Below are 22,057 nucleotides of genomic sequence, written 5' to 3' on the forward strand. Positions count from 1 at the left end.
CGGTGTCTCGGCCCTGCCCGAGGCGACGGTTCCGGCCCGCCCGGCGGGCTGAATCCTCGCTGGGCTTTGATTGACTCGGCCGCCGGTGGGTACCGTCCGCGCTGTACCCTGACGGGTCCGGTGACCTTGGAGGCGCCATGACGGACGGTCCGTTGCACGATCAACGGACGGAGACACAGCATGAGCCTCTGTTGCTCCAGGCCGAATTCGACGGGGACCAGGTCGCCGAGGTACGCCGCGCGCTGACCGAGTGCCTCCTCGTGGCCGGCTTGACCGGGGAGCGGCTGGACGACTTCGTGACCGCGGTCAACGAGGCGATGACCAACGCGGTCCGGCACGGTGGCGGAAGGGGCGAGCTGCGGTTCTGGCGGCGACGGCACCTGATCTGTGAGATCCGGGACTACGGGAGGGGCTTCGGCGATCCTCAACCGACCGTTCCGACCAGCCGTCCCCGCCCCTCCGCCAGCGGCGGGATGGGGCTCTGGCTGGCGCAGGAACTCGCCGACTCGATCGAGGTGCGCAGCGACGCCGACGGGGTCCGGGTACGGCTGAGCATGGCCGTCACCGGCCCGGCCGACGTACCGGCGGCGTCCGGACCGGACGGCACCGCTGGCTTCGGCCCGAGTCACGCCTAGATCGACCGGACCGTGTGACGGTTTGGCCCGCTCGACCTCCGGCCGACCGCGCCCCTCCGGGACGAGCGCGACGGACGAGCCGGCGACGGACGGATCGGGGACGGGCGAGCGGGGAGCTGCCATGCCGCAACTCCCCACCCGCCCTCCCCCGGGCAGCGGGTCCGGTCAGCCGCGCGGCACCGAGTCGGCGACCGCGCCCGGCACCGGCTGGTAGCCGGTGGCCCGGGTGCTGAACGTTCCCCGGCCCTGGCTCCGGCTGCGCAGCCGGGTCGCGTAGCCGAAGAGTTCGGCCAGCGGCACGGTCGCGGTGACCACGACGGTGCCGGCCCGGGTGGTCGAGCCGACGACCCGGCCGCGCCGGGCGGCCAGGTCGCCCAGCACCGCGCCGACGGCGTCGTCCGGCACGGTCACCGTCACCTCGACCACCGGTTCCAGCAGGACCATCTCGCTGGCGGCGAGCGCCGCCCGCAGCGCGAGCCGGCCCGCCGTACGGAACGCCAGCTCCGAGGAGTCCTTCACGTGGGTGGCACCGTCGGTCAGGGTGACCCGCAACCCGATCACCGGGTGGCCGCCGAGCGGCCCGTCGGCGAGCGCGTCCCGGCAGCCGGCCTCGACCGCCCGGACGTACTCCTTCGGGACCCGGCCGCCGACGACCGTCGAGGAGAACTCGAACTCCGGTACGTCGCCGTCGCCCGCCGCCGGATCGCCGGGAAGCGGTGCCACGTCGAGGACGACGTGCGCCCACTGGCCGGCGCCACCGTCCTGCTTGACGTGCCGGTACACCAGTCCGGTGACGCCGCGCACGACGGTCTCCCGGTAGGCCACCTGCGGCCGTCCCACGGTCACCTCCAGCCCCACGTCCTGGCGGATCTTCTCCACCGCCACCTCCAGGTGCAGCTCTCCCATCCCGGAGAGCACGGTCTGGCCGGTCTCCGGGTCGGTCCGGACGGCCAGCGAGGGATCCTGCTCGACCAGCCGGGCCAGTGCCGAGGCCAACCGTCCGGTGTCGGTGCTCCGGCGCGCCTCGACGGCGACCGAGACCACCGGGTCGGCGGCGGTCGGCGGTTCGAGCAGCAGCGGCGCCTCGGGGGCGCAGAGCGTCGTACCGACCCGTGCCGACTTCAGCCCGACCACCGCGACGATGTCGCCGGCCGCCGCCCGGTCCACTTCGGTGTGCCGGTCGGCCTGCACCCGGAGGATCCGGCTGACCCGTTCGGTACGCCCGGCTCCGGCGTCCAGCACCACTCCTCCCTTCCGGACTGTGCCGGCGTAGACCCGCAGGTAGCTCAGCCGGCCGGTACCGGTCGAGTTGACCTTGAACACGAGCGCGGTGAACGGCGCCGCCGGGTCGGCGGGACGCTCCCGCCGCTCGCCGTCGGAGGTGCTGCCGCGCACCGCCGGGACGTCCAGCGGTGACGGCAGGTAGCCGACGGCCGCGTCGAGCAGTGGCTCGATGCCGCGGTTGTGGTACGCCGAACCGCAGAGCACCACCACGCCGTCCCCGTCCCGGGTCAGGTCCCGCAGCGCGCCCCGGAGCGTCTCGGCGGCCAGCGTCGACCGTTCGCAGTACTCCTCCAGCGCGGCCGGATGCCGCTCGGCGACCGCCTCCACCAGTACCCGACGACGCCGCTCCGCCTCCGCCCGCAGCTCGTCGGGAACCGGGCCCTCGACGGGGGTCTCCGCGCCGTCGGCCCAGACCAGCGAGCGCATCGTGACCAGGTCCACCACGCCGGTGAAGTCGTCCTCCCGGCCGATCGGCAGTTGCACCACCAGCGGGGTGACCCGGAGCCGGTCGCGGATCGACCGGACCGCCGCGTCCAGGTCGGCGCCGGCCCGGTCCAGCTTGTTGACGAAGGCGATCCGGGGTACGCCGTGCCGGTCGGCCTGCCGCCACACCGACTCGCTCTGCGGCTCGACTCCGGCGACACCGTCGAAGACCGCGATCGCGCCGTCGAGTACCCGCAGGGCCCGCTCCACTTCGTCGGCGAAGTCGACGTGCCCCGGGGTGTCGATCAGGTTGATCCGGTGACCGGCCCACTCGCAGCTCACGGCGGCGGCGAAGATGGTGATGCCGCGGTCGCGTTCCTGGGTGTCGAAGTCGGTGACGGTCGTCCCGTCGTGCACCTCGCCGCGCTTGTAGGTGGCTCCGGTGGCGTAGAGGATCCGTTCGGTGGTGGTGGTCTTGCCGGCGTCGACGTGGGCGAGGATGCCCAGGTTACGCAGCAGACCAAGCGGGTGGGAAACGTTGCGGTGCAGCTCGGTACGCATGGCCGATGGCCTCTCTGGATGATCTGATCTCCGCTCTCCGACGGCGCGATTTCCGCGACGTCCCCTGGGCAGGACGCGGCCAGGCGGGACCCCCGGGCCGGCAGCCGGACCGACCGAGGCGACCAGCCGGTCGACGGACGCGACCACCCCGGCGACGACCGGGGTCGACGTCGGGGTGTGGCTCGGGGAGGATTCGTCACGGATCTGCGGTGTGGCCGCGCGGGCCGACACCGGACGTCAGGAAGACGCCAGAATCACCCGGTGCAGCGACTGGGGAATGACGACAGCGGTGCGGTAGCGCACGGCCGGCTCCCCTCACTCGTCGTCGCGCGCGTCCGCCATCGATGGCCAAGATCGCGCTGGGCTGGTCACGAGTGTACTGAACGGAACCCGGACGCACAGCCCGGTTTTCCGGGCCGCGACAGGGTCCGGACCGCCCGGCGCAGCCGTGCTCACTTCACGGCGCCGGCGGTCAGGCCCTGCACCAGGAAGCGTTGCAGCATCAGGAATCCGGCCGCGACCGGCACGCTGACCACCAGCGAGGCGGCCATCACCTGGTTCCAGTAGACACCGGCCTGGGTGGAATAGAGCTGGAGCCCGACCGGCAGGGTACGGCTCTGCTCGCTGGTCATGATCGAGGCGAAGAGCACCTCGCTCCACGCCGTCACGAAGGCGTAGATGGCGACCGCCACGATCCCCGGGGTGGCGACCGGCACCACCACCCGGAGCAGCGCGCCGATCGGCCCGGCGCCGTCGACCAGCGCCGCCTCGTCGAGTTCCCGGGGGATCGAGTTGAAGTAGCCGACCAGCATCCAGATGGAGAACGGCAGCGAGAAGGTCAGGTAGGTGATGACCAGACCGAACCGGGTGCCGTACAGGGTGATGCCGGTGAGCTGGTCGATGTTGACGTAGATGAGGAAGAGCGGCAGCAGGAAGAGGATGCCGGGGAACATCTGGGTGGAGAGCACGGTGACCGAGAAGAGGGCCCGGCCGGGAAACCGGAACCGGCTGATCGCGTACGCGGCGAAGACCGCGACCAGCACCGAGCAGACCGCGGCGGCGGTGGAGACCAGCACGCTGTTCAGGAAGTACCGGCCGAGCGGGATGGTCCGCCAGATCTCGGCGAACGGGCTCAGCGTCAGCTCGGTCGGCCACCAGTGGAACTCGCCCTGCACGTCCCGCAGCGGTTTCGCCGCCGAGGTCGCCATCACGTAGAGCGGCAGCAGCACGATGACGGTGAAGAAGGCCAGGCCCACCCAGCGGACCCAGCGGAACCAGCGGGGCTCAAACAGCACGGCGGCGCCTCCGGGAGGTCAGCAGCAGGTATCCGGTGGTGAGCAGGAGCAGGAAGAGCAGCAGCAACACGGACATCGCCGAGCCGAGCCCGAAGTTCCAGGTGACGAAGGAGGACTGGTAGATGTGCACCGATATCAGGTCGGCCTGGTCCGGCGTCGCCTCGCCGAACAGCACGAACGGGGTGGTGAAGTCGTTGAACGTCCAGAGGAAGAGCACCAGCGCCAGCACCAGGTTGACCGGTCGCAGCATCGGCAGGGTGACCCGGCGGATCTGCTGCGCCGGCCCGGCGCCGTCGATCGCCGCCGCCTCGTATAGCTCGGTCGGGATGTTCTGCATCCCGGCCATGATGATCAGGAAGGCGAACGGCCAGTGCCGCCAGATCGACACCATCACCACGGCGACGAAGCTGCGGTCGCCGAGCAGCCAGAACGCCCGGTCGTCGGTGAGGTGCAGGTTCTCCACCAGCAGGTGGTTGAGCATCCCGTTGTCCCGCTGGAGCAGGAAGTTCCAGGCGATCACCGCGGCGTACCCGGGCAGCGCGTACGGGACGAGGAAGAGGGTGCGCAGCAGTCCCCGGCTGCGCATCGGGCGCTGGAGCAGCAGGGCGGCGACGAAGCCGAGCAGCCACGAGCCGGCGACCGCCAGCAGGGCGTACGCCAGGGTGATCCAGAGCGAGCGGAGCAGCGCGGCACCGATCGCGGAGTCGACGTCGAGCGCCACCCGGTAGTTGCGCAGTCCCGCCCAGGGTGCCGCCGACCAGTTGCGGATGAAGAACTGGGTCAGTTCGCGGAAGCTCATCCAGACGCCGACGGCCATCGGCACCAGGTGGACCAGCAACTCCAGTACGAACGCCGGCAGCAAGAGCAGGTACGCCAGGCCGGGCCGGCGCCAACCGGCACCGGCCCGACGACGTGCCCCGGCCGTCCCGGGGCGGTCGGCTGCCCCGGCCGCCTCGGGGCGGTCACGTACCCCGGTCGAGCCGGGGTGGTCAGCCACCGGTGCCCATCTCCTGCTGGGCCTTTTCCAGCGCCGCCGCGATCTCCGGTTCACCGACCGGCTGTCCACTGGCGACCTTGGTGAACAGGTCCCGCATCCCGCTGCCGACCGTGGTCTCGAACTTGCTCTCCTCGGGGACCTGGGGCAGCGGCGCGGCGGTGTTGCCGAGTACGTCCTGGAAGACCTTGATCAGCGGGGTCTGGAAGGCGGGGTCGTCGTAGGCGTCCTTGACCACCGGCAGCGAGCCGAACGCCTTGTTGAGGATCCGCTGCTCCTCGCTGCTGGTCAGGAACTTCACCAGTTCGAGCGCGCCGTCCCGGTTGTCGGTGTTCTTGAAGATCGAGACGTTGATCCCGGCCACGTGGCTGTTCACCCGCCGGCCGCCGGCCGGCAGCGGGTCGGCGATCGGGATCGGGGCGACACCGTACTCGTCGGGCTTCATCCCGGCGGCGGCGAGCAGGCTCATCGCGTTGCTCTGCCAGAGCAGCATCGCGGCCTTGCCCTTGGCGAAGTCACCGATCGGCTGGTTCGGCGTGCTGTACTCGGCGTTGCTGGGGTTGGCGATCCTGTGGGTGGCCATGAAGTCGATGTACTGCTTGACCGCCATGACGTGGTGATGCCCGGTGAAGTGCGGCTTGCCGGCGTCGTCGAAGAATTCCGCCCCGTGCTGCTGGCCGAAGATGAAGGCGTGGTGCGCGTTCTCGGTGTAGCTCGCCCCCTCGACCGCCAGCCCCCACTGGTCGCCCTTGGTCAGCTTCTTTCCGGCGGCGACGAACTCGGTCCAGTTCTTCGGCGGGCTGTCGATGCCGGCCTCGGCGAAGAGCCGCTTGTGGTAGAAGAGCCCGTACGCCAGGCCGTAGAGCGGGACCGAGGTAGGCGGCTGTCCGGCGGCGCCGGTCGCCGAGAAGCTCGGCCCGAGGAACCGGGCGGGGCCGCCGAGCGGCTCCAACTCCGCGGACTCGAACGGCAGGAACGCCCCCGTGGCCTGCAACGAGGCGGACCAGGTGTTGCCGATGTTGAGTACGTCGGGTCCCTGCCCGGAGGTGGTCGCGGCCAGGATCCGGTTGAGCAGGTCCGGCCAGCCGATCACCTCCAGCTCGACCTTGATCCCGGTCTGCTGGGTGAACTTGTCGAGTTCCGGTTGCAGGACCTTCCGGTCCTCGTCCAGGCTCGGCCCCTGGTTGCTGGCCCAGTAGGTGAGGGTCTTGCCGTCGCCACCGCCACCGCCGTCGTCGCCGCAGGCGGCCAGCGGCATCAGCAGCAACACCGCCGCAGCGGTCGCGCCGACCTTCCGAAATCGCATGTCTACCCCCAGGACACCATCGCCGGAGCGGTCGGCGAGCCGCCGATCGTCATCGATAAATGGAAATCTATCGAATAGTGTCTGTCAAACCCCTGCGGGATCGCCATCCTCGACCGGCCGCGCCCGGCGGCACACCGGCCGGCGACCCGGGAACGGCGACGCCGCCGGCGAGCGGATGCTCACCGGCGGCGTCGGAGACGGATCGGGTACGACCGACCGCGCTACGGCTTCGGGATGGCCACCGCCGTGTAGGTGGTCTCCGGCGTCGGCGGGGTGCTGAACCGCGCGTTCGGCAGATAGAGCCGGTTGCCGTACGAGGCGACCGTGGTCGGGATGTCGAACCGGGGATCGGTCAACCGGGCGACGATCCGCCCCGAGCGACCGTCCGACGACATCCGGAGTACGGCCACCGTGTTGAGCCGGTTCAGCACGGCGTAGAGCGTGCGGCCCTCCAGCAGCAGCCCGTCGCCGTTGGTGAGGAGTTCCCCGCCCAGGTCCACCTGCCGGGCCACCCCGGAGGAGGGGTCCACCCGGAACAGCAGCCCGGTGTTGGACTGCACCACCAGCAGCGCCCGGCCGTCCGGTGTCCGGCAGATGCCGTTGGCGTTGTTCCCGGTGGTGTAGACGATGTCCCCGGTCAGCGGCAGGTTGCGGACCGTCGCCCGCCGGCCGGTCGACACGACGTACAGCACCGGGTTCTGCGAGTCGGTGAAGTACGCCGAGTGCGGGGTCAGCACCACGTCGTTGACGAAGCTGGTGCCGGTGGTGAAGCTGAGGTCGGCGAGCAGCCGGCCGCTCCAGGCGTCCACGATCCGGCCGGTGCCGGCCGTACCACCGGCGACGAAGAGCCGGCCCCTGCCGTCCAGCTTCAGCCCGATCGACGGGAAGCCCGCCCCCGGCCCCTGGCTGAGGACCCGACCCTTGCCGGTGGCCAGGTTGACCCGGTAGATCGAGCCGTCGGCCCGGGAACCGAAGTACGCGAACGGCAGCTCGCCGATCGTGATCCCCTCCGGCATCCAACCGTCGGGCAGGTCGAACGTGTCGGGGAACAGCCTGCCGGAGTGCGCGCTCGCCTTCTCCGGGGTACCGACCGCGGCGGCGATCCCCAGCGCGGCGAAGCCGGTCAGGACATTACGTCGGATCATGGGCGTTCTCCATCCGTACTCCTGAGTCTGTCGCAGTGCCGGAGGGCACTGGTCGCGCGAGAAGACACGCACGGGCGGATCGACGGGTTCAACTGCGGTCGGGATCGACCGACTGCCGGGACGAGGCGGCGGCCCGGTCCTACTCGTCGGCCGCGTCGTGGGCGAGCAGCGCGAGCTGGATCCGGTTGTCCAGGTCGAGCTTGGCCAGCGCGCTGGAGACGTACGCCTTGACCGTGCCGACGGAGAGGAACAGCCGGTCGGCGATCTCGCCGTTCGACAGCCCCTCGGCCACCGCCACCGCGACCGCCCGCTCCCGTTCGGAGAGCAGCCCGAACCGTTCCCGGGCCTGCTGCCGGCGCTGGTCCGTACGGCGGTGCGGGGCGACGCCCGCCACGTGGTCGATCAGGGTACGGGCGACCGTCGGGGAGAGTACCGGCTCACCGGCGGCGGCCCGGCGCACCGCGTCGACGATCTGCTCCGGCGGGGTGTGCTTGACCAGGAATCCGGCCGCGCCGTTGCGGAGCGCGTCGAGGATCGTCGCGTCGGCGTCGAAGGTGGTCAGCACGATGACCTCCGGACGGTGCCCGGATCGGGCGGTGATCGCCCGGGTCGCCGCGATCCCGTCGAGCAGCGGCATCCGGACGTCCATCAGCACCACGTCCGGGCGCAGCCGGGTCACCGCGTCGGCGACGTCGGCACCGTCCGCCGCCTCGCCGACGATCTCGATGTCGGGTGCCCCGCCGAGCATCAGCCGCAGCCCGGTCCGGACCAGCGCATCATCGTCGACGAGCAGTACCCGGATGGCCGGCTCGACACCCGACGCGGGGGGCTGGCGACCCGTCGCCGCCGGCTCGGCATCCGGTGCGGGCGGCTGGTGGCCCGGTGCGTCGCCCGGAGTCATGCCGGCCAGGGTAGCCGGGTGGAGAGCCGGAACGTCCCGCCGACCACGCCGTGCTCGATGGTCCCGCCGTCCAGGGCCAGCCGCTCGGCGAGCCCGGTCAGCCCGGCACCGGCCCCGGGCAGGTCGGCGGCCGCCCGCGGCGACGGCAACGGATTGCTGATCGTGGCGACGACGCCGGTACCGGGATCGACCTCGACCCGTACCGTCACCTCGGCCCGGCCGGCGTGCTTCCGGGCGTTGGTCAGTCCTTCCTGGACGGTGCGGTAGACCGTACGCTGCACCGCCGGGCGGAGTGACTCGGCCGCACCGGGCGCGCAGACCATCTCGAACGCGACCCGCTGACCCGCCGCCTGTGCCTCCTGGACCAGTCGGAAGATGTCGGCCAGCCTCGGCTGCGGTGCCGAACGGTGCGACGCCGACCGTTCGGCCGTACCGGTTTCCGGGTCCGGCCCGCTCCCGCCGTTGCGGTCCCCCCGCTCCGGCCGGAGTACGGCGAGTACGTCGCCCAGCTCGACGAGGGCCTGCCGGGCGTTGTCCCGGATCACCTCGATCGCCCCGCCGACCTCTCCCGGCTTGAGTGGGACACCCGCCCCCGCGTCGGCCTGGGTCGTCCGGTACGCCAGCGCGCCCGCGTGCACCGAGATCAGCGAGATCCGGTGCGCGAGTACGTCGTGCATCTCCCGGGCGATCCGCTCCCGTTCCGCCCGGCGGGCTCCGGCCAGCCGCTGCCGGTGTTCGTCACGCGCCCGGTCGACCTCGCGACGCAGGTTGGCGATCAGCTCCCGCCGGGCCCGGACCGCGATCCCCCAGCCGAGCGGCACCAGATACATCAGCAGGATCAGCGTCATGTATGCCCCCCGGGTGACGCCGGGCGGCGGATTCTCGTACCCGAACAACAGCGACGGCACCAGGTGCAGCACGGTGACCAGCGTGGCCGGCAGCCAGTTGCGGTGCACCGCGACGGTGAGCACCATGACCAGGGCCGCGCCGAGCCCGGTTGCCGCCAGCGCCATGATCAGCACCATCGCGATGCCGAGCAGGATCGGGAAGCGCCGCCGCCACCACAGGGTCAGGCAGCCGACCGCGCCGACCCAGGGGTCGATCGTGATCATCCAACCGGGGATCGTGTCGACGTAGTGCAGCGGAGCGCTGCGCCAGGTCCACACCCCGTAGAGCACCGCCAGGCCGAAGAGCACAGAATCCACGACCCAGTCCCGGACGCTGCGCCGCGCCCTGTCGCGCCGCGCCCTGTCGCGCCGCGCCCTGTCGCGCCGCGTCTCGTCGCGCCGCCTCTCGTCGCCGGGGTCGGTGTGGGCGGTCCGGGCCGGCGCGGCGGCGGTCCGGCCTCGACCGGGCCACCGAACGCGTCGGGCCAGCTCCATGCGCCGAGCCTACAAACGGTCGGCCCGTCGCCGGTCTGGTCGATCGGCCAACAGCCCTGGCCAGCCGACCAGAACCGATGGCCGACCGGCAGCGGCGCCGGGCCGGGTCCGTACCGCAACGTCCAAGGATGGGACAGCAGCAGCCGTACACCGGCGCACCGCCGACCGCCCCGGATCCGGACGACGGGGACTCCACCGGCCCGACCGTCGCGCCGTCGCCTCCGGTGGATTCCGCCGGGCCGGGCCCGGGGGTGGTGGCCGGGTCGATCGGGTTGCGCCCGCTGCGGCACCGGGTCGACCGCCGGGCCGTCGGCTGGTGGAGCACCCGGGTGATCTTCGGCGTCGCGCCGCTGGTCACGGTCCTTTCCATCGGGTACGCCGTGCTGCCCGCCGCCACCCGTGACTGGCTCGGCCCGATCCTGCTGGTGCTGGTACCGGCCTGGTTGGCATACCTGGCCGGGGTGCCGTCGTGGCGGTACGCCGTGCACGGTTGGGAGGTCACCCCGGAGGCCGTGTACGCGGTGTCGGGGTGGTTCGTCCGGGAGTGGCGGGCCGCCCCGATCTCTCGGATCCAGACCGTCGACACGGTCCGGGGACCGCTGGAACAGCTCTTCGGACTGGCCACGGTGACCGTGACGACGGCCTCGGCGAGCGGACCGGTCGTGTTGGTGGGACTCGACGCGGACCTCGCCGCGCGGACCGCCGAGCGGCTCACCGAGATCGTCCGGCAGACGGCAGGGGACGCGACATGACCGCGCCGTCCGAGACCGCGCGTGACTCGACTCCGGTGGCGGAGATCCCGTGGCGGCGGCTCGACGCCCGGATCATCTGGGTCGACGGGCTCTTTGCGCTGCTGTCGCTCGTACCCGCCGGGTTGGCCCTGCTCGTCGCCGACGAGCCGGGCGCCTCGACGCTGATCCCGGTGCTCGCGGTGGCCGTGGGTGGGGTTGTCGGCGCGGCCCGGGACACCCTGCGCTGGGTCAAGACCCGGTATCGGCTGACCGAGGAGCTGGTGGAGCTGCGCACCGGCCTGCTGGTCCGGCAACACCGCGCGCTGCGCCGGGAGCGGATCCGCACCGTCAGCACGACGGCGCGGCTGCGGCACCGGCTCGCCGGGCTGCGGGTGCTCACCGTCGGGGTCGGCCAGCCGGGCGCGACCGGGTACGAGGCGTTGCAGCTCGACGCGGTCACCCGGACCGCCGCCGACGAACTCCGCCGCGAGCTGCTGGCCGGTTCGGCGGAGACGGTTTCCGGTGGTACCGGTGCCGAGCCCCCGGGTGAGCGGGTCTTCGCCCGAATTCGCTGGTCGTGGGTCTGCTACAACGTGTTCAGTGTCTGGGCGCTGGTCACGGCGGCGGGGCTGCTCTGGGGCGGCTACTGGCTGGCGCAGTCGTTCGGGTTCGACGCGGCCGGGTTCGTCGCCGGGCTGGTCGACTGGCGGGCCCTCGGTCCGTGGCGTACCGGTGCGATCGCGTTCGTCGCCGTCGGCGCGCTCGGGGTGCTGGGCATGGCGGTCGCGTTCGTGGCCGAAAACTGGGCCTTCCGGCTGGTACGCGTCGACACGCCGACCGGCGCGGTGCTGCGCACGTCGCAGGGGCTGTTCCGGACCCGGGAGGTGAACCGGGACGTCAGTCGGCTGCGTGGAGTGGAGATCTCGGAGCCGCTGCTCTGGCGGTGGATGGGGATGGCGGACACCAACGTCATCTCGACCGGGCTGACGATCTGGAGCATGACGCCGGCCACCACGATCCTGCCGCGCGGCCCGATCGGCGTGGCGCGGTCGGTGGCCGCCCGGGTGCTGGACCTCGACGCCGGGGCGAGCCCGTTCGCCGTACCGCTGCGTCGGCATCCGGTCGCCGCGCTGCGGCGGCGGATCGGCTGGGCGACGCTGGTCACGGTCGCGGTTACCGGGTTGCTGGCCTGGCTGGGCGGTCTCGTGGCGGCGCTGCCGTCCTGGCTGTGGTTGGTCGGGGTGGGGCTGTTGCCGCTGGCGCTGGGCGCGGCGGTGGTGGCGTGGCGGGCGCTCGGGCACGGCATCGTCGGCGAGTACCTGGTGGTTAGGTCCGGGCTGGTCAGCCGGAGCACGGCGACGCTGGCCCGTCCGGCGGTGATCGGTTGGCGGCTGCGCCAGTCGGTGCTGCAACGACGCCTCGGCCTGGCCACCCTCACCGCCACCACCGCCGCCGGCCACGGGCAGTACGCGGCGGCGGACATGCCTGCGGGGACCGTGGTCGACTTCGCCGAGCAGGTGGTACCCGGATTGCTCGCCCCGCTGGTCGGTGACGTGCCTGTCGAGCCGTCGCCTGTGTCGTCCGCCGCGCCGTCCCCGGACGCTTCACCTTTGGAGGAGACATGTCACCGCGTCGGCTGACCCGAGTGCTGCTCTGGTGTGGGGTGGTCGGACCGCCGGTGTTCGTCCTGGTGTTCCTGGTCGACGGTGCGACCCGGGCCGGCTACGACCCGACGTACCACCCGGTGAGCGCGCTGAGTCTCGGGCCGCGTGGATGGATCCAGATCACCAATTTCGTACTGACCGGGGTGCTGCTGGTCGGCTTCGCCGTCGGGTTGCGCCGTGCGCTGCGTCCGGGGCGTGCCAGCCTGTGGGGGCCGCTGGCGGTTGGCGTGTTCGGCGTCGGGCTGGTGCTCTCCGGCGTCTTCGTGATGGATCCGGCTCGCGGCTATCCGCCCGGTGCGCCGTCGGACGGTGTCATGACCAGTTGGCCGGGCGTACTGCACGACAACTTCGGCATCGTGGTGTTCGTGTCGGTGCCGGTCGCCTGCTTCGTACTGGCCCGCCGGTCTGCCGGGCGGCTGACCGGTCGCGGCTGGGTCGGGTACGACCTCCTGACCGGACTCGCCGGCCTGGCCCTGTTCGTCACCTTCGGTACGGCGTGGGAAACCGACCATCCGTCGACCGGCCTGATCCAACGAGCGATGATCGCCGTCAACTGGACCTGGATCACGGTGCTCGCCCTCCGCCTGCTCGCCGAGAACAGTGGCCGGTCCGCCGAGCTGCCGCAGGTCGGACCCTAGGGTCAGCGCCGTACGGGTAACGGCGGATCTACGACCTCGTAATCCGCAGGCTGCTACGCCTGCTCGTCCTCGTCGTCCCGGTCCTTGAGCTGCTGAGGCCGGTACTTCCGGATGTACTCCTCGACGTCGCTACGCAGCCAAACCGAGCCAGCGATCAAGGTCTGGAACGGCGCGGGGAACCGGCGATCCGCGGTGATCTGCCGCAGCCGCGACCGGCCGACGCCGAGCATCTGGAGTATCTCGGCCGGGCCAACCAGAGGCCCCGGAGGAGGGTCCTGTCCCATCCACACGACGGTAGGCACACGCTGGTCTACCCATATCAGCGCGCATAATGTAACGCGCACATGTTGACAGGTCATCAGAGACGGGAGAGGATCCGACCAGGCCGTTGTCCGGGTGGCCATCGCAGGCGGTCGGGCAGGGTGCCGAACACGGGGCTGCTGCCGGCCCTTCTCTCAGGTCCTCCGGCGCCTGGCAGCAGCCCCCACCCGCCTACCCCAGCGAGGAGGGCAAACCCGTGCGAGTGGATGCGTACAGCTCTGACCCGCCGCCACCGATGACGCTGGAACAACAGAACGAGCGACTGAAAGCCGAACTTGCCTCCTGCCAGCAGGCCCTGTGCAACCTTCAGTCGCGGCTGACCGAGGCCAAGGTCCGGCTCGGGATGATCAGCCGGATCGTCCGTGACGTCGAACGAACCAGACGTGCACCAGGCGTGTCGTTCGCAGCCGTCCGAGCAGCCCTGTACGTCCAGCCGGACCGGCTCCGCGATCTCGGGGCCGACATACCCATCTTTTAGCTCAGGCCGAGTTCAAGGGCCAGCCCGGCGCCGCGACCCGTACCGGCACTGCCGCTGTAAAGCCATCCAGGTTTGGATCGTCGCGGCAGCACCTATCCCTGACCGACCTCTGGAACCCCTCTTCGTCCAGCAATCGAAAAGTCGCGATGGCTCCGCCCGCACATATGACGCGCTCGTAAGAATCAAAGCGATGTGCTGCCCGAGATAGTACGATGAGAACGCCGGGGTTGAGCCCGTTCGGGGTCGCTACGGCGAGACCACCATTGTTTATTACCCAGCCCAAAAGGGCATGATACTCGAGTCCCTTACTGCAGTGAGCGGTAAGTAGGACGACAGAGCCCGTACCCTCAACCGATCGAGCCGCCAGTCAGAGCAGAGGGCGATAACGGGAGCGACGTGTGCCCGGAGACCTTCCCCAGGGGCTACCACTGCCAACGAAACCCGGTCACTGTCTCCTCAATGAAGGGGATATATTTCCGCACAATGCCGTTCCTAATCTCCGTCCTTTCTTCTTCGACTAATGTTCCTCCTATCTGATCATCCCAGACGCACCACCACGCATCCCGTGGGGCTGCGCCCTGAAACTCGACGGCCATGTCGATATTTTCGACTCGGGCAAATGCGGTCCTTCTCACCTCGGAAAGACGCGACACCCCTTGCGTGAAATGAGCTCGATATTCTAGTGCTGTCGATTCAAACTTCAGTAAGGCGCTATCCAAAATAATCTCCGCACTATGGAGGCCTTCGCCATATTCATACCGTCTTCCAATCCTTCCTCCATGCATGACGTCGATCTTATCCGCCTCCGGCTCATGATTGAATATATAGATATCGACGCCATCTTCGATGGCACGTATAGTGTGCAGGGTGCGCCTGAAGAGCATCGCACCATCAGGGCCAACGGTGTAGCGCTCCACAAGGCTAACCGTTCGATGGCATTGACGTCTGATCATTTCCCGCCGTCGACGTAATGTGTGTGATATTCCCCCTCCTCCATGCCCCGCCCTTCCCGAAAAAACTTCCCAAAGGCGCTCTTGATCGTTCTGGTCCATACCGAAGGCATCAATGATCCATTGAAGCGTCTGTGCGGATAGCGACAAACCGTTCAGGGCTCTTGAAATGCGATCCTTCAACTGTCGCGCCAAGGAGGTTGCGCTCTCACTGCGCTCGCCGCTATCCCACAAGTAAAGTTCCACTACCTTAGCGACTGCCGCTTGGCTCAGATCGCTCCGGCTGCGCATGGCTCGGGCGCGCCACTGTCGCCTGTAACGAGGGTCGGTAGTGAGTAGATCCCGAAGCAGGGCGCTTGTTCGGGAAACATTTTGGCTGGGTCGCGGGTTTCCCGGCGACAACATGTTGACCTCCCGCTCCCCCGCTTCTCGTAGAGACTCAGTAGCCTGCTTCGTTCGTGGCGGAGCCGGGCGAAGGCCCGACTGACCTGCCCGAACGTCGTATTGGTAGTGACGGTTGGAGCCGGCGCGACGTAAGCGCGACGTTCCGGGTATGAGGTTGTACCCGCAGGACTCGAAGCGTCAAGAAGGGCCCACGGAAAGTCTCGCAGGAGGAGTACCATGATCCAAGCAGAAAGCGCTGGTCACGAGACCAGCGCACCAGCCACTGAGGGGCTATCCGATCATCAAGCATCTGGTGACGATCGTTCATATGTTCGAAGGATGGTTGGTTTCACCGAGCTGCGTGCGATGGAGACCGCGTACGCTGCGTTCGAACCCCTAGAGGAAGACGCACAAATACGTGCGTTGAGATGGCTTGGAGAGGCGCTGGGGATCGAGGGGATCCGACAGGAATCGGTGGAATCGCGAAGAACGCCATCGGTCTCCGTAGGTCCAACGGCATCGCTCGATGACACAAAGGACTTCCTGAGCCCCAGGGAGTTCATCAGCCAGAAGAAGCCACAGTCACTGGTCGAACGTATAGCCTGCCTAGGCTACTACCTCACCCATTATCGCGACACTCGTCACTTCAAAACTCCTGACATTGTTGCTCTGAATACCGAGGCGGCCGCACACAAGTTCGGCAACCCGTCTCGCGACGTCGATAATGCCGACCGTCAGAATGGGTACATAGTGTCTGCAGGAAAAGGCGCGAAGCAGCTTACGGTCCGCGGAGAGGCCCTTGTCGAAGCGTTGCCGGATCGAGAGGCCGTGAAAGCTGCACTTCACGAACATCCCTATAAGCCAAAGCGCTCCTCAACGGCGGCGAAGAAGGTGGCACCTCGCGATAAGGACGAATCATGACAGGGCGCATTACCGCTCTTCTCGAAGAAGCTTATGATACAGCTCTCGTGAAGGAACTCTTACTTGCATACGACGAGGCGAAGCGCAATTTCTACCTGGGTGGGCACCGTTTGAGTGCGGTGGAAGGTGGACGTTTTTGTGAAGCGGCGTACCGAATATTAGAGCTCAGAACTAAAGGTGCCTTCACTCCAATCGGAGAGGTACTGGACACCGAGAAGGTGGCGAAGCAGCTGAGTGGATTACCGTCTAGCGGCTTCCCCAAGTCACTAAGGATCTATATTCCTCGGGCGCTGCGAGTGGTGTACGACATTCGCAACAGTAGGGATGCGGCACACCTCGCCGACGGCGTCGATCCGAACCTTCAGGACGCGACCCTTGTGGTATCGATACTGGACTGGGTTCTTGCCGAATTCGTGAGACTAGGTGCCGGATCTTCCAGCAAAGATATCCAAGCGATGATTGACGGTCTCGTAACTCGACAGATTCCGGTAGTCCAGATATTTGGGCGGTATCCGAAAGTTCTGCGCACGGACCTAAGGGCTGGCGAGTTTGTGCTGGTGCTACTCTACCATGCCGGAGCCGCAGGTGTTCCAATACCGGATCTGCTCGCTTGGATCCCTAGCTCCATGAGAGCTAACCTGCGGCGAACGCTGCGGACACTTGAAACAAAGGCCCTCGTACACTTGGATGGTGAAGTGGCTCTTATAACCTACGCGGGCCAGAGAGTAGTCGAAGCCAAGCGGTTGTTCGATCCCCCCGTAACGGAAACCGCCATTCCGTCGTAGGTATGGATCAGACTACTCAATCGTCAAGGCTGGGGAGGGACCTCGGACACACACCCTTATGACAGGCTTCGGAGTAGCTTAGCGGGCTACTCAGGGCAGGGTGATGCGCGCCGGCATTGGGAGTAGGGGGAGTCAGCCCGATGACCCGGAGGCCGTCCCATTTGGCCCGTCTGACGCCTAGACGCTGGCAGGTCGGTCAATGTTCTAACATTATCGAACGGGCGAACTAGTTGACTCTAACAGTCGTGGCGGACGCTGTGACCGCCGGCTCGCAGTTCCCACCCCGAGGCTGCAAACATTGCCTCATGGTCCGACGCGCCCGACCGGTTTCCGGTTGCGCGGGCGCGTTTGTCCGCCGACGGCGACTGTTCCGCACTGATACGGTTACAAGGCCCGGTCGGCGATGCCCTAGCTGTCCCCCACTGGGGTCAGCCGATCTCACACCATCGAGTGGCCGCGTCACGGGCAAGATCAGCCCGTCAACGTATGCGACACAACCAGGCGGGATCGACAGTCTCGACTCTGCACGACAGCACCGAACCCGACTTCGCCGAGACCGCCCAGGAGCTGCCGGAACCGGTCGCTCGGCTGAGGTCATCCGAGTACCTCCGTGGTGGTCTTCCAGGTGAGTACTCGGGCAGGCGCGTCAACTACGATCCGCCGCACTACCTCCGGGCCGAGTCGCGCCCGCAGCCGGGGCAGGAACCGGTCCGGCAGGTACGCCAGCCCCGGCATCCCGCCGTACGCGACGTACCTGCTGCGGCGCGCCACGTCGCCGCCGAGCAGCAGGTGATCGGCCATCCCCTCCCCACACACCGCCTCGATCAACTCGATCAGCGCACTGTCCGGCTGCTCCCGGTGCCGGGCCATCCCGTCGTAGCCGAGGTACGCGCCCCGCTGGGCGAGTTCCACGTGCAGCCTCGGGTCCGGGTTCCGATCCGCGTGCGCCAACACCACCCGCCCGGCATCGACACTCTCCGCACCGAGCAGGTCGAGCACCTCGTGACCAGCACTCCCGTGCTCCAGGTGCACCATCACCGCAGCACCGGTCGCGCGGTGCGCCGCAGCCACCGCCCCGAGCACCCGCCGCTCGAACGCACTGATCGACCAGTACCCGATTCCCGCCTTGAGCAGCCCGGCCCGCACCGGCCGCCCCTCCGGATCCAGCGCAACCCCCGTACCCGCAGAAGCTGATTCGATGTCCCGGGCCGGGCAGCCGTCGACGAGGTCCGCCCGGAATCGCGCGGCGAGGTCCGACTCCGAAGCGGTGACCAGCGGATGGTCCGGCCCGTAGTGCGCCTCCCGGTGCGCGCCCGTGGTCGCCACCACCCGCATCCCGGTCGCGGCGCTGATCCTGGCCACCGCCGCCGGATCGCGACCCAGCCCGACCGGCGTCGCCTCGACCATCGCGGTGATGCCGGCGGCGAACAGCAGCCCGGTCTCCGTCCGGCTGGCCGCCTCGTCGTCCAGCTCGTCGCCGGGCAGCAGCGGAGTGACCTGGAACAGGTGCTCGTGATAGTCGGTCGGGCCGAGCGACTCCGGCGGCACGTCGCCGAGCACGGTCCGAACGAAGCTCACGAGCTGACCCCGATCACCGCACCGCCTCGGCCGCCGCCGACAGCCTCCGCACCGTCCGGGGATCCACGGGTACGTCGAAGATCTCGGCTATCGCCTGGCTCCAGCCGTGAATGAAGTACCGCCAGCCGTCGACCACGGTCAGCCCGCGCTCGTCCTGCTGCTCAGCAGCCTGGTGCAGGAACTCCAGGCTCCCCCGATAGTTGAAGTCCCAGGCGTAGCCGTCCCGGGGCAACCGAACCCCGGGCGGCAGCGGCGTCCCGGGCCGGTCTTTGCCGAGGCCGGTCGCGTTGACCACCAGGCTGCCGTCCGGCAGCGCATCGAGCACCGCGCCAACGTCGCCGGGATCGGCAACGAGCCGGTACCCGACAAGGTCGGCCGGCAGGCCGCCCCGCTCGACGACGTCGCGCAGGTGGGCGAGCCGGCTCGGGTCGGTGTCGGTGCAGACGATCCGGCGCGGTCGGTCGACGCGCTGGCCGAGGTACCAGACCAGCGCCGTCCCGGCGCCGCCCGCGCCCAGGCAGAGCACCTCGGCCCCGGTCGCCCCGAAATGATCGTCCGGCAGGAAGTCCCGCACGGCGAGCCCGGCGGTTATCGGGTCCTTGGCGCCGCCGCGCAGCCGGCCGTCCCGCTTCGCGATGCTGGAGATCTCGCCGCAGAGCTGCGCGAAGTCGTCCACCTCGTCGAAGAGGTCGTGCGCCGCCTGATAGAGCCGGAGCTTGTGGGTGGTGACCAGCGCGCCCAGGTGCGCCGGATCGTCCCGGATCCGCTTGACCAGGTCTCGATATTGCGCGTCGTCGGCGTCCAGCGGCAGGTCGTGCCCGACCAGCCGGTCGGTCGGCAGGCCGAGGATCTCGGCCCACCTCGGAAAGACCCGGTTGATCGACGAGCCGCCGGTGGTGACCCCGACGAAACCCATGTAGCCGGCTCCGTCCGACCCCCCGTCAGCCGATCCGCTGCGTTCGCCGTCGTCAATCCTCGCCGCGTCCACCGCTGATCCCCCTCTTGCCCTTGCCCTTGCCCTCGCCCCGCCCGTCAGTCTCCCGGCCGCTCACCCCGAGGCCGAGCCCGAGCCCGAGCCGGAGCCGGAGCCGGAGCCCGAGGCTGAGGCCGAGCCCGGCCCGCCGGCCGTCCGGACGGGATGCTTTGGAGTATCGCCGCCGAGCACCGCCAGCAGGTCGGCCACGGCGAGCGAGCCCATCCGGTCGATCGCCTCCACGGTCTGCGCCCCGAGGTGCGGGGTCAGGACGACCCGGTCGGCCAGATCTTCGGCGAGCAGCGGCGAACCGGCACCCGTCGACTCCGTGTCGAGGGTGTCGGCGGCATACCCGGCAATCGTGCCGGCACGCAGCGCCTCGGCGAGGGCCGGCTCGTCGACCAGGTCGGCGCGGGCGGTGTTGACCAGGAGCAGTCCGTCCCGGGCCCCGGCCAGCCACTCGGCGTCGACCAGCGGCCGGCCGCCGCCGGGGGCGTGCAGCGAGACGGCCGTGCAGCGGCGGGGCAGGTCGGCCAGGTCCGCGGGTTCGGCACCCGCCGCCCGGATCGCCGCCGTGTCCAACATCGGGTCGTACGCCAGCAGCGTGGCACCGAACCCGCGCAGCCGCTCCGCCACCGCCCGCCCGATCCGGCCGTACCCGACGAGTCCGACCGTCGACGAGCCGAGTTCCCGGCCCCGGGAGACGCTCCACTCCCCCGCCCGGACCCGGCGGTCCCCGGCCGGGATGCTGCGCAGCACGGCGAGGAGCAGTCCGACGGTCAGGTCGGCGACCGCCTCGGTGTTCGCCCCGGGGGTGTTGGTCACCACGATGCCACGTGCCGCCGCCGAGGTCAGGTCCACCGCGTCGACCCCGACGCCGTGCCGGGCCAGCACCGCGAGCTGCGGGGCGGCGGCGAGATGGTCCTCGGTCACCGGCGCGGTGCCGGCGATCCAGCCGACAGCGTCGGCCAGCAACGGCCGCAGCTCGTCGAGCCGGTGGTCGGTCGGGCCGCGTACCACCGTGAGGCCGGCGGCGCGCAGCTCGCCGAGCAGGTCCCGGGAGCCGGACGAGAACGACCGCGAGGTGACCAGCACGTTCCGCCGCCCGCTCATGCCGACCCGCCGCCCGTCGACTCGCCACTTCCCGACTTGCCACTTCCCGACTCGCCGCCCGCCGACTCGCCGCTTCCCGACTCGGCGCCCGCCGGCTTGTCGCCCCGGGTCGCGTTCCACGGCGCCAACCGCCGGTACGCGTCCAGGAAGATCGCGTGCCGTCGCCGGTAGTCGGCGTGTCGCCCCGGATCGGGCGTGAACTCGGCGGTGACCTCGGAGAGTTCCCGGGCGGCGCCGAAGTCGTCGACCAGGCCGAGCCCGACCGCCGCCGTCACCGCCGCGCCGAGGCTGTTCGCCTCCTCCACTATGGAACGTCGCCGGACCGTGGCGCCCCAGACGTCGGCGAGGATCCGCAGCCACGCGTCGCTGGCCGCCCCGCCGCCGATCGCGTCCACCCGATCCACCGGCATCCCCTGCTCGCGGAACGCGTCGACGCAGGTGAGCAGGTTGAACGCCACCCCCTCCAACACCGCCCGGACCAGGTGTGCCCGGTCGTGGTGCCGGCGGAGCCCGACGAACGCCCCGGCCGCCTCCGGATCCCAGTACGGGGACCGTTCGCCGAGCAGGTGCGGCAGGAAGTAGAGCCCGTCGCCGGCCGCCGTGGCGGTGTCGGCCGCCTCGACGAGCCGGTCGAACCGGTCCCCGTCACCGGCCGGCTCCAGCAGGTCGGCGATCCACTCCAGCGATGCCCCACCGGCCTGCATGGTGGCGGTCGGCACGTAGTGCCCGGGTACCACGTGGTCGAAGGTCATCGTCCGCATCGCCGGGTCGTGCAGCGGGCGCGGCGCGGCCAGCGAGATCCAGGACGACGAGCCGAGATAGCAGTACGCGCCGTCGGCCGGAGAGACGACTCCGGCGCCGACCGCCGCCAGGGGGCCGTCCCCACCGCCCATCAGCACCGGGGTACCGGCCCGCAGCCCGGTCGCCTCCGCCGCCGCCGAGGTCACGGTGCCCACCACGGCGGTGGCGGGGACGATCTCCGGCAGCAGCGCCGGATCGAGCCCGGCCGCGCCGAGCAGCACGTCCGACCAGGTCCCCCGCTCCTGGTCGTACGCGTTCGTGGACGAGGCGTCGGACGGGTCGGTGGCGAGTCGCCCGGTCAGCCGGTAGACGGCATAGTCCTTGGCGAGGCAGACGTGCCGGACCCGCCCGAACACCTCCGGCTCGTGGTCACGCACCCACATCACCTTCGTCAGCGAGTACGTCGGATTGAGCCGGTGCCCCAGCACCCTGTACGCCCGCTCCGCTCCGATCCGCTCCACCAGCTCGGCACACTGCGACCCACTCCGGGTGTCCGCCCAGATGATCGACGGCCGCACCGGCCGGTACGCCGCGTCGAGCAGTACCGCCCCCATCATCTGCCCCGAGATCGCCAGCCCCCGGACCTCCGCCGGGTCGACGTCGTGCCGGGCCAGCAGTTGCCGGGTCGCGTCGGCGAGCGCGCGCCACCAGTGCGCCGGATCCTGTTCGGCGACGCCGCCGGGGGCGTACCGGGTCGGGTAGGTCACCGTCACCGCGCCGACCAGCGCGCCGGTGTCGGTGTGCAGCGACGCCTTGTCGCCGGTGGTACCGAGGTCGTGCGCGATCAGCATCGC

At 69.8% G+C, this 22,057-nt stretch carries 20 protein-coding genes; 7 read left to right on the forward strand and 13 right to left on the reverse strand.

The annotated features are described in order from the left end of the window. The first annotated feature begins 191 nt into the window (after positions 1–191). A complete protein-coding gene (locus C6361_RS30450) occupies positions 192–635 on the forward strand; it encodes an ATP-binding protein (RefSeq protein ID WP_369930728.1) in 444 nt (147 codons plus the stop codon). Between the two features lie 165 nt (positions 636–800). On the opposite strand, the gene fusA is transcribed toward C6361_RS30450, so the two are convergent. The 7 genes from fusA to C6361_RS30485 all read right to left on the reverse strand — a co-directional run bounded on the left by fusA (position 801) and on the right by C6361_RS30485 (position 9,749). Beyond that, positions 801–2,903, reverse strand: a complete 2,103-nt coding sequence (gene fusA, locus C6361_RS30455) for an elongation factor G (RefSeq protein WP_107269841.1) — start codon at positions 2,901–2,903, stop codon at positions 801–803. Positions 2,904–3,355: 452 nt separating this feature from the next. After that, positions 3,356–4,198, reverse strand: coding sequence for a carbohydrate ABC transporter permease (locus C6361_RS30460; RefSeq protein WP_234359119.1), 843 nt, complete (start codon positions 4,196–4,198; stop codon positions 3,356–3,358). Next, positions 4,188–5,195: a carbohydrate ABC transporter permease gene (locus C6361_RS30465; protein WP_234359120.1), complete on the reverse strand. Its 1,008-nt coding sequence runs from the start codon at positions 5,193–5,195 to the stop codon at positions 4,188–4,190. The genes C6361_RS30460 and C6361_RS30465 overlap by 11 nt, the downstream gene beginning before the upstream one ends. After that, complete coding sequence (locus tag C6361_RS30470) at positions 5,188–6,498, reverse strand: ABC transporter substrate-binding protein (RefSeq protein ID WP_107269842.1); 1,311 nt, start codon at positions 6,496–6,498, stop codon at positions 5,188–5,190. The genes C6361_RS30465 and C6361_RS30470 overlap by 8 nt, the downstream gene beginning before the upstream one ends. A gap of 221 nt (positions 6,499–6,719) precedes the next feature. Then, entirely contained in the window at positions 6,720–7,643 is a 924-nt protein-coding gene (locus tag C6361_RS30475; protein ID WP_107263378.1) for an SMP-30/gluconolactonase/LRE family protein, read from the reverse strand. Positions 7,644–7,782: 139 nt separating this feature from the next. Further along, positions 7,783–8,544, reverse strand: a complete 762-nt coding sequence (locus tag C6361_RS30480; protein WP_107269843.1) for a response regulator transcription factor — start codon at positions 8,542–8,544, stop codon at positions 7,783–7,785. After that, complete coding sequence (locus C6361_RS30485; RefSeq protein ID WP_159079568.1) at positions 8,541–9,749, reverse strand: sensor histidine kinase; 1,209 nt, start codon at positions 9,747–9,749, stop codon at positions 8,541–8,543. Before C6361_RS30485 ends, C6361_RS30480 begins: the two co-directional genes overlap by 4 nt. 305 nt (positions 9,750–10,054) lie before the next feature. Here C6361_RS30485 and C6361_RS30490 point away from each other — a divergent pair, with 305 nt between their 5' ends. The 3 genes from C6361_RS30490 to C6361_RS30500 are packed head-to-tail and all read left to right on the forward strand — an operon-like array spanning position 10,055 to position 12,959. Next, positions 10,055–10,678, forward strand: coding sequence for a PH domain-containing protein (locus C6361_RS30490; RefSeq protein WP_107271280.1), 624 nt, complete (start codon positions 10,055–10,057; stop codon positions 10,676–10,678). Then, the gene (locus C6361_RS30495) at positions 10,675–12,297 is read left to right on the forward strand and encodes a PH domain-containing protein (protein ID WP_107269845.1); all 1,623 of its coding nucleotides are present in this window, start codon (positions 10,675–10,677) and stop codon (positions 12,295–12,297) included. Before C6361_RS30490 ends, C6361_RS30495 begins: the two co-directional genes overlap by 4 nt. Continuing rightward, positions 12,279–12,959: a DUF998 domain-containing protein gene (locus tag C6361_RS30500; RefSeq protein WP_107269846.1), complete on the forward strand. Its 681-nt coding sequence runs from the start codon at positions 12,279–12,281 to the stop codon at positions 12,957–12,959. Before C6361_RS30495 ends, C6361_RS30500 begins: the two co-directional genes overlap by 19 nt. A gap of 53 nt (positions 12,960–13,012) precedes the next feature. Here the strand turns inward: C6361_RS30500 and C6361_RS30505 are convergent, their stop codons facing one another. Next, positions 13,013–13,189 (reverse strand): hypothetical protein, encoded by a 177-nt coding sequence (locus tag C6361_RS30505; protein ID WP_234359121.1) that lies wholly within the window; start codon positions 13,187–13,189, stop codon positions 13,013–13,015. A gap of 287 nt (positions 13,190–13,476) precedes the next feature. Between C6361_RS30505 and C6361_RS30510 the strand changes: the two genes are divergently transcribed. Then, the gene (locus tag C6361_RS30510) at positions 13,477–13,758 is read left to right on the forward strand and encodes a hypothetical protein (protein ID WP_159079569.1); all 282 of its coding nucleotides are present in this window, start codon (positions 13,477–13,479) and stop codon (positions 13,756–13,758) included. 422 nt (positions 13,759–14,180) lie between these two features. Here C6361_RS30510 and C6361_RS37270 read toward each other — a convergent pair whose 3' ends face one another. Beyond that, positions 14,181–14,954: a hypothetical protein gene (locus C6361_RS37270; RefSeq protein WP_159079570.1), complete on the reverse strand. Its 774-nt coding sequence runs from the start codon at positions 14,952–14,954 to the stop codon at positions 14,181–14,183. A 477-nt stretch (positions 14,955–15,431) separates the two neighbouring features. Here C6361_RS37270 and C6361_RS37275 point away from each other — a divergent pair, with 477 nt between their 5' ends. Next, positions 15,432–16,013 (forward strand): hypothetical protein, encoded by a 582-nt coding sequence (locus C6361_RS37275; RefSeq protein WP_159079571.1) that lies wholly within the window; start codon positions 15,432–15,434, stop codon positions 16,011–16,013. Further along, positions 16,010–16,798, forward strand: a complete 789-nt coding sequence (locus C6361_RS37280; RefSeq protein WP_159079572.1) for a hypothetical protein — start codon at positions 16,010–16,012, stop codon at positions 16,796–16,798. Before C6361_RS37275 ends, C6361_RS37280 begins: the two co-directional genes overlap by 4 nt. Positions 16,799–17,392: 594 nt before the next feature. Here C6361_RS37280 and C6361_RS30520 read toward each other — a convergent pair. The 4 genes from C6361_RS30520 to xylB form a co-directional block, all read right to left on the reverse strand. Continuing rightward, positions 17,393–18,376, reverse strand: a complete 984-nt coding sequence (locus C6361_RS30520) for a phosphotriesterase (protein ID WP_107269849.1) — start codon at positions 18,374–18,376, stop codon at positions 17,393–17,395. Between the two features lie 13 nt (positions 18,377–18,389). Beyond that, on the reverse strand, positions 18,390–19,292 hold the full coding sequence (locus C6361_RS30525) for a shikimate dehydrogenase (RefSeq protein ID WP_107269850.1): 903 nt from the start codon (positions 19,290–19,292) through the stop codon (positions 18,390–18,392). A 132-nt stretch (positions 19,293–19,424) separates the two neighbouring features. Then, positions 19,425–20,462: a phosphoglycerate dehydrogenase gene (locus C6361_RS30530; protein ID WP_107269851.1), complete on the reverse strand. Its 1,038-nt coding sequence runs from the start codon at positions 20,460–20,462 to the stop codon at positions 19,425–19,427. After that, entirely contained in the window at positions 20,459–22,054 is a 1,596-nt protein-coding gene (gene xylB, locus C6361_RS30535; protein ID WP_107269852.1) for a xylulokinase, read from the reverse strand. Before xylB ends, C6361_RS30530 begins: the two co-directional genes overlap by 4 nt. Between the last annotated feature and the right edge of the window lie 3 nt (positions 22,055–22,057).

It is taken from the genome of Plantactinospora sp. BC1 (genome assembly GCF_003030345.1).
Lineage (GTDB): Bacteria > Actinomycetota > Actinomycetes > Mycobacteriales > Micromonosporaceae > Plantactinospora.

Excerpts from the sequence above, each read along its gene's own strand:
- fusA (WP_107269841.1), bottom strand. The coding sequence starts at position 2,903 with ATGCGTACCGAGCTGCACCGCAACGTTTCCCACCCGCTTGGTCTGCTG.
- C6361_RS30470 (WP_107269842.1), bottom strand. The coding sequence starts at position 6,498 with ATGCGATTTCGGAAGGTCGGCGCGACCGCTGCGGCGGTGTTGCTGCTG.
- C6361_RS30475 (WP_107263378.1), bottom strand. The coding sequence starts at position 7,643 with ATGATCCGACGTAATGTCCTGACCGGCTTCGCCGCGCTGGGGATCGCC.
- C6361_RS30480 (WP_107269843.1), bottom strand. The coding sequence starts at position 8,544 with ATGACTCCGGGCGACGCACCGGGCCACCAGCCGCCCGCACCGGATGCC.
- C6361_RS30490 (WP_107271280.1), top strand. The coding sequence starts at position 10,055 with ATGGGACAGCAGCAGCCGTACACCGGCGCACCGCCGACCGCCCCGGAT.
- C6361_RS30495 (WP_107269845.1), top strand. The coding sequence starts at position 10,675 with ATGACCGCGCCGTCCGAGACCGCGCGTGACTCGACTCCGGTGGCGGAG.
- C6361_RS30500 (WP_107269846.1), top strand. The coding sequence starts at position 12,279 with ATGTCACCGCGTCGGCTGACCCGAGTGCTGCTCTGGTGTGGGGTGGTC.
- C6361_RS30505 (WP_234359121.1), bottom strand. The coding sequence starts at position 13,189 with ATGCTCGGCGTCGGCCGGTCGCGGCTGCGGCAGATCACCGCGGATCGC.
- C6361_RS37275 (WP_159079571.1), top strand. The coding sequence starts at position 15,432 with ATGGTTGGTTTCACCGAGCTGCGTGCGATGGAGACCGCGTACGCTGCG.
- C6361_RS37280 (WP_159079572.1), top strand. The coding sequence starts at position 16,010 with ATGACAGGGCGCATTACCGCTCTTCTCGAAGAAGCTTATGATACAGCT.
- C6361_RS30525 (WP_107269850.1), bottom strand. The coding sequence starts at position 19,292 with ATGGGTTTCGTCGGGGTCACCACCGGCGGCTCGTCGATCAACCGGGTC.
- C6361_RS30530 (WP_107269851.1), bottom strand. The coding sequence starts at position 20,462 with ATGAGCGGGCGGCGGAACGTGCTGGTCACCTCGCGGTCGTTCTCGTCC.
- xylB (WP_107269852.1), bottom strand. The coding sequence starts at position 22,054 with ATGCTGATCGCGCACGACCTCGGTACCACCGGCGACAAGGCGTCGCTG.